The organism is Nocardia stercoris, from assembly GCF_003696265.1.
In the GTDB taxonomy this organism is placed as follows: Bacteria; Actinomycetota; Actinomycetes; order Mycobacteriales; family Mycobacteriaceae; genus Nocardia; species Nocardia stercoris.
The window spans coordinates 52168-66000 of record NZ_RFFH01000006.1 but is presented as its reverse complement, the minus strand read 5'-3'; the positions used below and the strand labels follow the sequence as shown (position 1 = coordinate 66000).

The following is a 13833-nucleotide window of genomic DNA, read 5'->3' as shown; positions in this document are numbered from 1 at the left end:
CGAGCGATGGCCGCGATGGGCCGGCTAGGTAGCGGGCTGATCCTGTGCTCGTGCCGGAACCGGCCCTGCGGGCTCGTCACCGGGCGGGACCACGACACCGGCGCCGGCCGCGCAGAGCAGAACCGCCGCCAGCGGGAACAGCAGTGCGATTGTCAGGGAACTGGATTCGCTGAGCCGGCCGATCACCGAAGGGCCGGCCAGGAAACCGAGATAACCGATGCCGAACACCCGCGACATGTCCGTCGTCGGTGTCGAACTGCCGAGATTCCCTGCGGCGGTGAAGATCTGCGGGACTGCTCCCGCCAGCCCGGCGCCCAGCAAGGCCCACCCGGCGAGTGTGGTCGGCAGCCACGGCACGGCGATGATCAGCCCCAGTCCGGCCGCCGCCAGCAGGGTTCCCCAGCGCACCACCGCGACTCGGCCGATACGGGCGCAGATCCGGTCGGCGGTGAACCGGCCCAGCGTCATGGTGGTGGAGAAGGCGCCGAACGCCAGCGCCGCCGTCGCCGAGCTGACACGCAGATGCTCGCGCACCTGCAGCGCACTCCAATCATTGGCCACCCCTTCGGTCATCAGCACCGCGAAGGCGAGTACCGCCAGCGGGAGGACCCGCCGCCAGGGTCCGCGCCGACCCCGCGCGGGGTTGACCGAACCCGCTGCGGCCGCACCGGTGGCCGACGCGGTTGCGGGCTGATGTGGCTGAGCCGCAGTGGCTGCGGCCGCACCGTCCGGTCCGGTCGCGGCTGACGCGGCTGTGGGCTGATGTGGCTGAGCCGCAGTGGCTGCGGCCGCAGCGTCCGGTCCGGTCGCGGCCGACGCGGCTGTGGGCCGATGCGGTTGCGCCGCATCAGAATCCGTGGCCTCGGTGGGGCTGCGCGGTGTGGGCGTGGTTCCGGTGCCCGGAATCGTTGTGCCGGTGTGAGATCCAGCTGGCAGTAGGTGACGGGTGAGCATGCAGGCGGCGAGGGCGCCGAGAATCGCTGTCGCGGTGAAGGTCACGGGCAGCGCCCAGTTCGCGCGCAGCGCGGCCGCGCCGAGCAGTGAACCCGCCAGACCCCCGCAGGAGAACGCGCCGTGGAACGCGGACATGATCGGCCGACCGTAGACCCGTTCCACGTGCACGGCTTGGGCATTCATCGATACGTCCAGGGCGCCGTTGGCGGCGCCGAACGCGAGCAGGGCGGCGCCCAGCGCCACCGGCCCGGTCGCGAGAGCCGGGCCCAGCACGGTCACCGCGAGGGCGCCGAGCGCAGCGGCCACCACCGCCCGGCTCCCGAACCGATCGGCCACCGGACCGACCGCCTGCATGCCCGCGATCCCGCCGAGAGCCATCACCAGGATCAACACCCCCAGCACCGCGTGGGACACCCCCGTCCGGCCGGTGATCGCCGGAATGTGCACCACCCACATCGCGGCCAGGAACCCGTTGAGCCCGAAGACGCCGAACACCGCGACCCGAGCCCGCCGCGCCTGCCGCATGATCCCCGCCGTGTCCATCCACTCGACGGTACCGGCGGCGCAGGCGGGGACCTTCGATGACCGCGATTGCCACGTATCGTCAACCCCTGTGACGACGCAGCAGGACTATCCCGTGCTCTGGCCGATGCCGACCCGGTGGGCCGACAACGACCACTACGGGCACGTCAACAACGTGACGTACTACGCCTACTTCGACACCGCGGTCAACGCGTGGTTGATGCAGGCGACCGGGGTCGACATCCGCGAGCTCCCGGCGCTCGGCGTGGTCGCGACGACCTCCTGCAAGTACCTGGGATCCATCAGCTTCCCCGACGACCTGCGGGTCGGCCTGCGAGTCACACGCCTGGGCCGCTCGAGCATCACCTACGAGCTCGCGGTGTTCCGGGTAGCCGATGGCGATCTGGAACTCGCCGCCACCGGCACCTTCGTCCACGTCTATGTCGACCACGCTACCCGCAAGCCGGTGGAGATCCCCGACATCGTGCGAACCGCGGCGCAGGCCCTGGTCGTCGAGAGCGCTTCCGCCTGAGCCGGTTCGCGGCGCGAGGCCGAGCGTGACCCGTGGGCAGCCCGCTGCGGATGCGGTCGATGCCCGGACCGTCTGCGACAGGTTACGAGGCGGAATTCAGCGGCCGAGCAGGGTGAGCGGGTCTTCCAGGGACGCCGCGATCGAGGAGAGGAAGCGGGACGCGAGTTCGCCGTCGATCATGCGGTGGTCGAAGCTGACGCCCAGGGTCGTCACCCACCGGACCGCCAGTTCGTCGCGGTAGACCCACGGGCGCTTGCGGATGGTGCCCAGGCTCAGGATCGCACCCTCACCCGGATTGACCAGTGCCACACCGGTATCCACGCCGAACACGCCGATGTTGCTGATCGTGAAGGTGCCGCCGCGCAGGTCGGCCGGGGTCGCCGAGCCGGCCCGGCACACGTCGGCCAGCCAGCCGATCTCCCGGCACAGTTCGCGCAGGCTCAGTGCCTGCGCCTCCTTCACCGACGGCACCAGCAGGCCGCGTTCGGTGGCGACCGCGATCCCCAGGTTCACGAAGTGCTTGGTGACGATCTCGTGCCGTTCCTCGTCCCACGAGGAGTTGATGCCCGGGAACTCCTCCAGGGCGGCCAGCGCGGCCCGGGCGACCAGGGCCAGCGGGCTCAGGGTCAGGCCCGCGAAGGTCTCGGTGCCGCGCAGATGGTCCATCAACTCCAGGGACGCGGTCACATCGGTGGTGGCGTACACGGTCGCCTGCGGGATCGTGGCGCTCACGTTCATGGCCGCCGCGGTCCGCTTGCGCACGCCGCTGACCGGCGTGCGGGTTTCACGGTCGGCCGGTGCCGCACGCAGAGCCCCGGCGTCGGGGCGCATCGCGGGCACCGGCGGCGGGGTGGGCCGCGGCCCGACCAGCGCCTGTTCCTCGGGACTGGTCCGGCGCAGCGGTTCCGCGACCGGCACCAGGTGCCGGACATCGTCCACCGTGACCGCGCCGCCGGGACCCGAGCCGGGCACGTGATCGATGGCGACCCCGAGTTCCCCCGCCAGCTTCCGGGCGCCCGGGGTGGCGGCCCGCCGACCCGGGAAATCGGCGAACGAGAAACCGTCCGACGTGATGTCGGGATCCTGCGGGTGGCCCGACTCGGCGTGCATGACGGCCTCGGGACGCCGTCGCCGCGAGGTGAACTCGCCCTCGGGTCCGTAGCCCACCAGCACCGCGGTGCGCTGCTCGGCCTGCTCGGCCGGTCCGCTGACCGACAACCGGATCAGCGGCGCACCCACCGGCACCGTGTCCCCGGGTGCGGCCAACAGTTCGGCCACCTGGCCGGCATACGGGCTCGGCAACGCCACCTGAGCCTTCGCGGTCTCGACCTCGGCGATCGTCTGATTGAGTTCCACCCGGTCGCCGACCGCGACCGTCCAGGAGACCAGTTCCGCCTCGGTCAAACCCTCGCCGAGGTCGGGCAGCCGGAATTCGAGCACGGTCTTGTCAGGTACATCCACGACGGGCACCTCTGTCTGAGCGGGTTGCAGGCACGAAGGGCGGAGCAGAGCGGTCAGGCGGCGAGCGTGCGGTCGACCGCGTCGAGCACGCGGTCGGGGTCGGGCAGGTGGTGCCGCTCGAGCTTAGCCGGGGGATAGGGGATGTCGTAGCCTCCGACGCGCTGTACCGGCGCCTCGAGCTGATAGAAGCACATCTCGGTGATCCGGGCCGCGATTTCGGCGCCCAGACCGGCGAACACCGGCGCCTCGTGGGTCACGATCAGCCGCCCGGTGCGCCGCACCGACTCGGCCAACGTGTCGAAGTCGATGGGGGACAGGCTGCGCAGGTCGACCACCTCGAGCGAATGTCCTTCGCCGGCAGCGATCTCCGCGGCGTGCAGTGCGGTGGCGACGGTGCCGCCGTAGCAGGCGATCGTGGCGTCGATGCCCGGCCGTACGATCCGCGCCCGGTGCAGCGGATACGGATTCGCTTCCAGGGCAGCGAAATCCAGGTCGGCCTTGTCCCAGTAGCGGCGCTTGGGCTCGAAGAAGATCACCGGGTCCTCCAGCGCGATCGCCTGGCGGATCATCGTGTACGCGTCGGCCGGATTGCTCGGGCAGACCACCCGCAGGCCGGCCGTGTGCGCGAAATACGCCTCCGGCGACTCGGAGTGGTGTTCCACGGCACCGATACCGCCGCCGAACGGGATCCGGATGGTCAGCGGCGCACTCACCTGGCCGCCGGTGCGGTAGTGGATCTTGGCCACCTGGGAGACGATCTGGTCGAAGGCCGGGTACACGAAACCGTCGAACTGGATCTCGCACACCGGCCGCAAGCCGCGCAACGACATACCGAAAGCCGTTCCGATGATGCCGGATTCGGCCAGCGGGGTGTCGACGACCCGATTGGGGCCGAAGTCCTTCTGCAGGGTGTCGGTCACCCGGAACACTCCGCCGAGGCGGCCGATGTCCTCGCCCATCAGGATCACCCGGGGGTCGTCCTCGAGTGCGCGGCGCAGTCCGGCGTTCAACGCGGCCGCGAAGGTGGTGGTCATGACCGGGCTCCTTCTACTACGGACCGGCGCTCCGCGGTGATCAGCGGGTGCTCGGTGGCGTACACGTGGTCGAACATCGCTTCCGGTTCCGGGTCCGGCAGCGTCCGGGTGGCGGCGCGCAGCCGGGCGCCGGCATCGTCGGCGTCCTCGGCGACCGAGCGCTCGAAGTCGCTGTCCCACAACTGTTCCCGCTCCAACAGCCGGCGTAGCCGGTCGATCGGATCGCGGCGCCGCCACAGCTCGAGTTCGGCGGCGTCGCGATAGCGGGTGGGGTCGTCGGCAGTGGTGTGCGGGCCCATGCGATAGGTGATGGCCTCGATGAACGACGGGCCACCGCCGGCGCGCGCCCGGGCCGTGGCCTGCCGGGTCACCGCGAGCACGGCGAGCGCGTCGTTGCCGTCGACCTGCACGGACGGGATCCCGTAGCCCACGGCCCGCTGCGCGATCGGGGTCGCGCTCTGGACGCGCACCGGCACGCTGATCGCCCAGTGGTTGTTCTGGCAGAAGAACACCACCGGCGCCGCCCAGCCGGCCGCGAAGCCCATGGCCTCGGCGATATCACCTTGACTGGTGGCGCCGTCACCGAAATAGGTGACAACGGCGATCTCGGCGCCTTCGAGATGCGCGGCGAACGCGTACCCGGTGGCGTGCAGGCCCTGCGAGCCGACCACGATCGCCGGATTGGTCATGTTGACCGCGGCCGGGTCCCAGCAGTGGTGGGATACGCCGCGCCACAGGCGGGTCAGCACCGCGGGGTCGACGCCGCGGCAGTAGGCCACGGCCGCCTCGCGGTAACTGCAGAAGACGTAGTCGTCGGGGTGCAGCGCGTGCGCGGATCCGACCTGCGCCGCCTCCTGGCCGAGCAGCGGCGGCCACAGGCCGAGTTCGCCCTGCCGTTGCAGGGCGGTGGCCTCGGTGTCGAGGCGGCGGGTGACGACCATGTCCCGGTAGAGGCGGCGCAACTGCGCGCCGTCGACGTCGGCGACCAGCGCCGCGTGTTCGGGGTCGTGCACCCGGCGTCCGTCGGGCTGGATCAACTGCACCGGGTAGGTGCTCTTCTTCGCCATGGTCCGGCCTCCTGGGCAGTGCGCCGATCGGGATCGCCGGCCGGCGCGGCGGGTGCATGTCGTGTACCTCACAGCATCCTCCGTTGCGCTGACTGCGCAAGCTGTGACACGCGGGCTGTGCAATATGCTCGATCGAAGCCGCCAACGCACTGTCATACTGCGTTGTATGACCAGTCAAGAGCCCGTTGCTGCCGCGGTCGACGCCACCGACGCCCGGCTGCTGCTCGAACTGGCGGCGACCCCCCGCGCCACCGGCGTGGAACTGGCTGCCCGCCTCGGCCTCTCCCGCAACACGGTGCAAGCCCGCCTGGCACGGTGGGAGGCCGCCGGCGTCCTGGCCGGTTTCGACCGCCGAGTCGACCCGCGCGCTCTCGGCTACCCGCTCGCCGCCTTCGTCGCGGTCACCGTGGACCAGCATCGGCTGGCCGAAGTGGTCGCCGAACTCGCCGAAGTACCCGAGGTCACCGAGGTCTGCGGCATCACCGGCCCCACCGACTTGACTGTGCGCGTCGTAGCCCGCGACGCCGACGACCTCTACCGCATCACCGGCGCGATCCTGAAGATCCCCGGCGTAGTGCGAACCAACATGTCCCTGGTGATGCAGCAGCTCGTAGGCCCGCGCACCGCGCCCCTACTCGAACGCATCGCCGGATTACGCTGACCGGCAACAGCATCGGGCTCCCACCAACCCTGGGACACGACCTACACCCGCGATAACCAGCCGCCTGCGCGCGGTTCGCGGACGGGGAGATTCAGGCCAGTTTCGCCGGATTGGCTGGTGACGGGCGTCGTGGTCAGCCGCGACTATTCCGGTATGAGCTCTACCAGTGCGCCGTCCGGTGCTTCTTCGGACGCCTCGCCGACGCCGGACGTCTCTCGGACGCTGGACGCCTTGCCGACGCCGGACGTCTCTCGGACGCTGGACGTCTCGCCGACGCTGGACGTCTCGCGGACGCCGGACGTCTCGCCGACGCCGGACGTCTCGCCGACGCCGGACGTCTCGCCGACGCCGGACGTCTCTCGGACGCTGGACGCCTTGCCGACGCTGGACGTCTCGCCGACGCTGGACGTCTCGCCGACCTCGGATGATGCGGCGATGTCGGGAGGCGCGGCGACGTCAGGTGGTGCGCTCACGTCGGGTGGTGCGCTCACGCCGGGTGGTGTGCTGACGTCGGGTGGTGCACTGGCGCCGGGTGGTGCGGCGACTCCGGGCGCAGAGCTGTCACCCGGCGGTGTGTCGTTGACGCGGCCGATCACTGCCGGGGTGGTGGCAGCGCTGGTCGGGTTCACCAGTACCTTCGCGGTCGTGCTGGCCGGACTCGCCGCGATGGGGGCGACGCCCGCGCAGGCGGCGTCGGGGCTGCTGACGGTGTGTGTCGTGCAGGGCGTCGGGATGATGGTGCTCAGTCGCAGGTACCGGATGCCGATCGTGCTGGCGTGGTCGACACCGGGGGCGGCGTTGTTGGCCGGTACCGCCGCGCCGGCCGGGGGCTGGCCGGTGGCGGTCGGCGCGTTCGTCGTCACCGGGGTGTTGATCGTGGTGACCGGACTGTGGGAGCGGCTCGGGCGGATCATCGCCGCGATTCCGGCCGAGATCGCGCAGGCCATGCTGGCCGGGGTGCTGGTGTCGATCTGCACCGCGCCGGCACGGGCGGTCGCGAGCAGTCCGGGGCTCGTGGTGCCGGTGCTCGTGGTGTGGCTGGTGCTGCAGCGGTACCGGCCGCGCTGGGCGGTGCCGGTGGCGTTCCTGACCGCGGCACTCGGTGCCGCTGTCGACGTCGCAGTTGCCGGGCGGCCGCTGCACGGACTGGTTCCGAGGCTGGAATTCACTGTGCCGCACTGGAGTTGGCAGGCGGCGATCGGCATCGCGCTACCGCTGTACGTGGTGACCATGGCCGCGCAGAACATTCCCGGCGTCGCCGTCCACGGCTCCTTCGGCTACCGAGTGCCGTGGCGGGCCGCGATGACGGTGACCGGACTCGGCACAGTGGCCGGCGCGGCTTCCGGCGGCCACGTCGTCAACTTGGCCGCGATCAGCGCCGCGCTCGCCGCGGCACCGCCGGCCCATCCCGACCCGCGCCGCCGCTGGACCGCCGCGTGCACCACCGGCGCCACCTACCTGGCCCTCGCCCTCGCCTCGGCCGCGCTGGTCGCCCTGGTGGCCGCCGCACCACCCGGCGTGCTGGAATCCGTTGCCGGCCTTGCCTTGCTGGGCACCCTCGCCTCGGCCTTGACGGCGGCATTCGCCCCGAGCCGACCGGCGGGCACCGATCCCGCCGGACCCACCCCTGCGGCCCACACATCTCCGCTCGCTGCCGCGGCCACCCTGGTGATCTCGGCATCGGGAGTCACCCTGCTGGGAATCGGCGACGCCTTCTGGGCTCTACTGGCGGGGCTCGCCATTCGCTGGGCGTTGCCACCGCAACGGGATTGATCGGGTCGACGATCACCGACCCGGCCGGAGCCGCATCTCCACTGGCTGCGGTGGTCGCCCGACTGCTCTCGGCGTCCAGGGCCACCCCGGCTGGGAGCTTCGGCGACGCTTTCGCCGCCGGCGTGCCAGTTCAGGCCGCGGTCGTTCGGCTTCGGGATCGTCGTCAGGTCTCCCGCACCGGCCGGGGTAGAAACCCCTCACCCGGAGTGTCCGGTCATTGATCACCTTTCGGCAATCGGACCGCCGCGGCTTCTCGATGACGCGAGGGTGGCCATTTCCGGCGGGGCTGCTCGCGCCGGCGGTATCCGCGCGGTGTGGGCCGGTCCTGGCCTGGCACACGGCGATTCGCGGCTCGATCGGAATCCTCCGGAGGCGGCGTCGGATTGCGAATGGAGTTATTATGCGTAGCGCGCCCGCTCGCCCGGATCCACTGAGACCGAACGGTCGAATCCTTTTCCGGCACATGATCACACGTGCTCGAATGAAATCTGGATTACTGTGGATCCATTGCCGAAGTGCCGTCACCGGAGGCATACTTGTTATGCAGCGGTTGTCGCACGATGATCGTAATCCGTTGCACAATAATTATTTTCAATTTATTCGAATTGGAGTCAGATCATGGCGCCTGTCCTCACTTCCCTTTCCCCCGCTTCGGGCCCTGCGACCACATTCAGCTCGGTGGTGATCACCGGCTCCGGTTTCAGTAATGTCGGTCCTCTGTCTGTGTTCTTCGGTACCAAGGCAACCACATTCACCATCGACTCCGATACCCAGATCACGGCTATCTCGCCGACTGGGACGGGCACGGTGCAGGTTACCGTCAAGGCGGAGCTGGACGGCACCAGCAACGGACTGCCATTCACCTACGTGTGACGGCTGGTGCAGCGGGCCGTCGGCGGGTTCTGCCTGCTGACGGCCCGATCGCGTTGCGGCCGAAGATATCGGGGCCGGCTGTCGATGTTCAGCCGGGGCGCGGAATGCACCATGCGGCCACCGCATTATGGTCTCGAAGGCCGCGCACCGCAAAGGACGGTACAGACAATTATGCGGGTAGGAATCAGCTCGAGAATCGGGGTGCCGGCCACGGTTTGCGGCCCCGAACCAGGAGCCGACCGGTGACGGAGGGCACTAACGGATGCGGGTTCCGCTATCGGAGATCAAGGCGGATCCGGACCGGTTCGCAATGCCTTCAGCGAGCGAAAATTGTTGTGGGATATGCGGAGAGCCGGGACGGCGAAAAGTGACGTCACCACGGAGGGTGTTCCACAGAGCCGATCGTAGCTGCGCGGCAGTCCTGGGCTGCGGGGCAGCAGGCTCTGGCTGTCAGTCCGAGACAATGGGGGTTGTCTGTGCCAGAGCGATCTGCCACCCGGTCGGGGTCCGTACGGTCACGTAGGTCAGTGCACCGGCGGCCGGCGGGACCTGCCCAGCTTCCGGACGCTCGTCGTACACCGTCTTGATGCAGCTGACGAGGGCTGCGTCGCCAGTGAGTGGCCGGATGTCGATTACCTCGACGCTGGTGCGGATAGCCCCGAGCCCGCTGCCCAGGCCCGCGCTCATCGCCGCCTCGAAGGTGTCGCGGCCGAGGATTCGGCGACCGTAGAAGTTGACGATTGCTGTGGTGTCGGTGTGCAGGCCGGGTAGTACATCGGCGTCGGCCTGGGAACGGTCGGCGAGGGCTACCAGGTCACGGATGGCACGCTCGTCGTCGATCGAGAGGGGCGGCGTGCCCTCGGTCGTGGTGGGCTTTGCGCTGTTGCTCGAACTCATGCCACACAGTGTTCAACCTCGAGTTCCCTCGAGGTCAACCCACCCGGGTCGCGACTCGGGCCGGTCGGCTCCCGCGTGGGTGGCGGAACTCGGGACCCCGGATCCGGGGTGTCGTAGGGTGGGGGCATCATCGCGTGACCGGGTGTGGATTTCTGGCAGAGGAGCTGGGTTTGGCCGCGGTTGTGATCTCTCCGGGTGAGCTTCGGGATTTGTTGTCGGGCAACGAGTCCCGAGTGTGCCTTCTCGATGTGCGGTGGGCGCTGGGTGATCCCGACGGTCCGCAGCACTATCTCGACGGCCATATTCCCGGTGCGGTGTTCGTCGATCTGGAGACCGAGCTCGCCGCGCCGCCCTCGCCCGCGCGCGGGCGGCATCCGCTGCCCGCGCCGGAGCAGCTGCAGCGGTGCGCGCGGAGCTGGGGTGTCACCACCGGGGAGCCGGTGGTGGTCTACGACGCCACCGGCGGCATGGCGGCGGCCCGGGCGTGGTGGCTGCTGCGCTGGGGTGGCGTTTCCGATGTGCGGATTCTCGACGGCGGGCTGCCGGCCTGGGAGCGGTCCGGCGGGCCGATCGCGGTCGGGACCGAGGCGGAGCCGAAGCAGGGCGACGTGGTGTTGTCCCCGGGTGCGCTGCCGGTGATCGATGCCGAGGAGGCCGCCGAGTGGACCGGCCTGCTGCTGGATGCCCGTGCGGGCGAACGCTATCGGGGCGAGGTCGAGCCGATCGACCCACGGGCCGGGCACATTCCGGGCGCGATCAGTGCCCCGACGGCTGAAAACCTCACTCCGGAAGGCACATTCCGGCCCGCCGCCGAACTGCGCGCCCGGTTCGAGGCGCTGGGCACCGGTCCGGTGGCCGTGTACTGCGGCTCGGGAGTCACTGCCGCACACCAGATCGCGGCCCTGGAGGTCGCGGGCATCCGGGCCGCGCTGTACCCGGGGTCGTGGTCGCAGTGGGCCCACGATCCGGAGCGCCCGGTAGCCACGGTCTGACCGGCATTCGGTCGCCGGATCTCAAGCCCGGCTCCACTCCACCGACACCGGGACCGTGTCGTCCCAGGGCTGGCGGTCGACGACCTCGGCGATATCGATTCGGCCGCGCTCGAATTCGCCGGTGACCGCATCGACCAGGCGGTAGTGCTGACACTGCCGGTGGATCGGTTGTGCGTCGAGCATCACGATGCGGACCTCGTCCGGTTCGAATCCGCAGCGCTGCCGCAGCGCGGCGACGAGTTGTTCGTTGCTCATGTGGCCGTCGCCGAAGTTCCAGCCGAGCACGGTGGAGACCAGCCGTTCACCGTCGACGAGGACGTAGTCGTCCTCGTTCCGCCCGGCCATCGCCCGGTGCGCCAGGGTGAACAGGGCCTTGCCGTGAGTATTGAAGGCGCGGAAGGCATATCCCATGTACATCGGGATCTGCGCGGCTTCCTTGCTGCCGTAGAAGCGCTCCAGCTGGGCGGCCGGCATGCTCGCGATGGACACGATGTTCCGTTCGATCTTCGCCGAGGCCGACGGCCGCACGCACCACAGGGTGGTATCCCAGTTGCCGGCGTAATACCGCATGCCCGCCAGGAAGGAAACCTTGCGGGGGAACAGGTTTCCGACGGCAACGACACCCACCAGCACCGCGAGCAGCAGCAGGGGCAGCGGCGAGGTCAGGTCGCCGAGTCCCACGTCAGGGTGTCCGACGAACAGCGCCACCACCGCGAACATCATGAAGACGTTCCACTCCAGCGGCACGCCCATGGGGATCGCGGACAGGATCCCGAAATGGAACAGCAGCATGACGATCGCGAACACCCACGTGGGTCGGCCGCCGTGCGCGAGCAGCAGTCCGAGTGGCACCGCCATCTCGACGGCGGTCGACACGTGTGCCAACCAGCGCGCAATCCGACTCGGGCGAAGGTCGTCCGGGAAGTGCCGGAAGAATCGCCGCTTGATCCACCGCGGCCGGAAGACCGGATTGTTGGACATCATGGTGGCGATGACGAACGGAAAATGCCTGTTGAGCTTGGATGTTGCCGCACCCAACCAGATGACGACACACACCAGCTTCGCCGCGAGGATCAGGTCCACCCCGTAGCCCGCGAACAGGAAGGCCACGGTGAACGACCCGTACACTTCGCTGCGGGCCGCGAGGAAGACGACCTTGTCGCGCAGGCCGAGCACCGCGAGCAGCCCCAGCACGGTCCAGATCTGCCACGCCGGCAGCACCCCGATCGCGGTGCCGAGCGCCGGCCTCGGGCCCGTACCGTCGGAGAACAACGCGGTCGTCAGCGTCACCAGCAGCGCCGCGTACAGCAGCACATCCACCGGCGTGCGGTGGTCGCCTCCGGTCAGCGGGATCCGGTTCGGCCACGGCGCGAGTCGAATCGTGCCGGGGCGCAGCCAATACAGCACGGACCCCATCGGGGGGAAGTAGCGGTTGTTCAGCGGGCCGAAGCCGCAACCGAAGCCGACCACTTCGAACAGCATCGTGTACAGCACGGCCTTCTCGAAGACGATCGGCTCGGCGTACCACTGCCCGACGTCGGTGAAGCTGTCGATTCCGTTGGTGCTCAGCATGATCAGCCACGCGCCGAGCACGTACAGCGCGACCTTCGCGACGTAGAACAGGTGCAGGGCGACGGGTGTGCCGAACCCGACCTCGGCCCAATGCCGGGCCATCGGCTCGATCTTCTGCGCCCGGGTGCCCTTGCTCCATTGCTCGAAGTCGATCTCCGGGACTTCCTGCTTCAAGAAGCCCATCGGTCACTCCAATCTGCGCTTCGAGCTCTCGCTGCCGACTGTCGAGCGCGTTCGATCCCGTACGCCCCGCGTGGTGTACAGCTGTCTGCACAGCATTCTCGTACGGGTGCTCGGATCATGGGCTTCGAATCGAAACACTGCGACCATCGGTGCCGGATCGGGTCACGGGCAGCCGCTGGCGACGGCCCGCAGGGCGCGGTGATCGGCGGCGGTGACCGGCAGGTGATACGCGGTGGCGGCCGTGAGGTACTTGCCGGCGTAGAAGCAGCGGTAGAGGCGGGCCGGGGGCAGCCAGTCGGCCGGGGTGCGGTCGCCCTTGTCCTGGTTGGTGCTGCCGTCCACGGCCAGCAGGTTCAGGTCGATGTCGTTGGCGAACCGGATGCGTTGCGCCACAGGCCAGTTTGCGGCGCCGAGATCCCAGGCGGCGGCGAGGGGATAGATGTGGTCGATCTGGATCGTGCGGGCGCGGGCATGGTCGAAGGCCAGCCGGCGCCCGGTGTACGGGTCGACCATGGTGCCCGATTCGACGACGCAGCGGCCGGTGCCCGGGCGGAAGCGCACCGCCGACAACTGGCGGCTGAGCACGCTGTTGCGCGTGTCGCAGCCGTCACGTCCGCCCGGACCGTCGTGATCGTCGGTCCAGGCGGGGCCGAACACACAGGACTGATCGGCCCCGCAGCCGCGGTCGTAACCGCCGGGATGTGGCCGCAGCGGCACCACCCGGACCGTGGCCAGCAGCCGGTCCAGCTCGGCTCGGGTCGGGCTGCCCGGGGCCGGCCGATCGGGACCGGGCCCGCCACAGCCGCCCGCCACACCGGCCAGTACCGCCAGGCCGGCCGCCGCCAGCCCGGCCGCGACCCGTAACGCCCCGCCCCCGCGCACCGGTCCAGGTGTACGCGCGGGGGTGGTGAATTGTCCAGAGCCGTTTACAACCAGGCGTGGGTGAGCAGTTCTTCACCCAGCCGTTCGGCGCCCAGCGGCGGGAAACGCGTGGCGACCAGCGAGGCCGGCTGCGCACCGTCGTGGCCGATCAGCCAGGAGCCGCCCCGTTCTTCGCATTCGGCGATCCGCGCGAAGGCGGTGAGCAGGAAGGTGATGGCGTCTTTCGGGTCTTCGGTCTGGGCGAGCCGGTGGGACTCGCCGGGCCGCGACAGATCGAGCCAGACACCCGCCTGGCCGTCCAGGCGCATGCCGACGATTTTCGCGGTGTCGACGAAGGTGAATCTGCGTCGCTCCCACGGAGTGGTCGGGGTGAAGCTCTGCTCGATTGCCTGGAGCAGAATGGTCATGATGGACCTCCGTAGCCCGTGAA

13 protein-coding genes are annotated in these 13833 nt (G+C 69.7%); 5 read left to right on the top strand and 8 right to left on the bottom strand.

Annotated elements, in window-relative coordinates:
- Window positions 1-24 precede the first annotated feature (24 nt).
- Entirely contained in the window at window positions 25-1497 is a 1473-nt protein-coding gene (locus tag EBN03_RS15890) for an MFS transporter (RefSeq protein WP_122188826.1), read from the bottom strand.
- A 106-nt stretch (window positions 1498-1603) separates the two neighbouring features.
- Between EBN03_RS15890 and EBN03_RS15885 the strand changes: the two genes are divergently transcribed.
- Window positions 1604-2008 carry an acyl-CoA thioesterase gene (locus EBN03_RS15885; RefSeq protein ID WP_233608440.1) on the top strand — a complete coding sequence of 135 codons (405 nt, stop codon included), beginning with the start codon at window positions 1604-1606 and terminating at the stop codon, window positions 2006-2008.
- Between the two features lie 96 nt (window positions 2009-2104).
- On the opposite strand, the gene EBN03_RS15880 is transcribed toward EBN03_RS15885, so the two are convergent.
- Genes EBN03_RS15880 through pdhA form a run of 3 tightly spaced genes read right to left on the bottom strand, consistent with a single transcriptional unit; the run spans window position 2105 to window position 5570 of the window.
- Window positions 2105-3469, bottom strand: a complete 1365-nt coding sequence (locus tag EBN03_RS15880) for a dihydrolipoamide acetyltransferase family protein (protein ID WP_199742800.1) — start codon at window positions 3467-3469, stop codon at window positions 2105-2107.
- 53 nt (window positions 3470-3522) lie between these two features.
- Entirely contained in the window at window positions 3523-4503 is a 981-nt protein-coding gene (locus EBN03_RS15875; protein ID WP_122188825.1) for an alpha-ketoacid dehydrogenase subunit beta, read from the bottom strand.
- Window positions 4500-5570 carry a pyruvate dehydrogenase (acetyl-transferring) E1 component subunit alpha gene (gene pdhA / locus EBN03_RS15870; RefSeq protein ID WP_122188824.1) on the bottom strand — a complete coding sequence of 357 codons (1071 nt, stop codon included), beginning with the start codon at window positions 5568-5570 and terminating at the stop codon, window positions 4500-4502. Before pdhA ends, EBN03_RS15875 begins: the two co-directional genes overlap by 4 nt.
- A 166-nt stretch (window positions 5571-5736) precedes the next feature.
- Between pdhA and EBN03_RS15865 the strand changes: the two genes are divergently transcribed.
- From EBN03_RS15865 to EBN03_RS15850, 3 genes are all read left to right on the top strand, one after another.
- Window positions 5737-6231 carry an Lrp/AsnC family transcriptional regulator gene (locus EBN03_RS15865; RefSeq protein WP_122188823.1) on the top strand — a complete coding sequence of 165 codons (495 nt, stop codon included), beginning with the start codon at window positions 5737-5739 and terminating at the stop codon, window positions 6229-6231.
- 558 nt (window positions 6232-6789) lie between these two features.
- Window positions 6790-8004 (top strand): benzoate/H(+) symporter BenE family transporter, encoded by a 1215-nt coding sequence (locus EBN03_RS15855; protein ID WP_233608439.1) that lies wholly within the window; start codon window positions 6790-6792, stop codon window positions 8002-8004.
- 618 nt (window positions 8005-8622) lie between these two features.
- On the top strand, window positions 8623-8877 hold the full coding sequence (locus EBN03_RS15850) for an IPT/TIG domain-containing protein (RefSeq protein WP_122188820.1): 255 nt from the start codon (window positions 8623-8625) through the stop codon (window positions 8875-8877).
- Window positions 8878-9327: 450 nt separating this feature from the next.
- Here the strand turns inward: EBN03_RS15850 and EBN03_RS15845 are convergent, their stop codons facing one another.
- Window positions 9328-9774, bottom strand: a complete 447-nt coding sequence (locus tag EBN03_RS15845; protein WP_122188819.1) for an SgcJ/EcaC family oxidoreductase — start codon at window positions 9772-9774, stop codon at window positions 9328-9330.
- 182 nt (window positions 9775-9956) lie between these two features.
- On the opposite strand from EBN03_RS15845, the gene EBN03_RS15840 reads away from it, so the two are divergent.
- Entirely contained in the window at window positions 9957-10766 is an 810-nt protein-coding gene (locus tag EBN03_RS15840; RefSeq protein ID WP_199742837.1) for a sulfurtransferase, read from the top strand.
- A 21-nt stretch (window positions 10767-10787) separates the two neighbouring features.
- On the opposite strand, the gene EBN03_RS15835 is transcribed toward EBN03_RS15840, so the two are convergent.
- The 3 genes from EBN03_RS15835 to EBN03_RS15825 form a co-directional block, all read right to left on the bottom strand.
- Entirely contained in the window at window positions 10788-12521 is a 1734-nt protein-coding gene (locus EBN03_RS15835; RefSeq protein WP_122188818.1) for a DUF3556 domain-containing protein, read from the bottom strand.
- A 162-nt stretch (window positions 12522-12683) separates the two neighbouring features.
- Window positions 12684-13403: an HNH endonuclease family protein gene (locus EBN03_RS15830; protein ID WP_407671157.1), complete on the bottom strand. Its 720-nt coding sequence runs from the start codon at window positions 13401-13403 to the stop codon at window positions 12684-12686.
- Window positions 13404-13447: 44 nt separating this feature from the next.
- Complete coding sequence (locus EBN03_RS15825; protein ID WP_122188817.1) at window positions 13448-13810, bottom strand: hypothetical protein; 363 nt, start codon at window positions 13808-13810, stop codon at window positions 13448-13450.
- Window positions 13811-13833 lie beyond the last annotated feature (23 nt).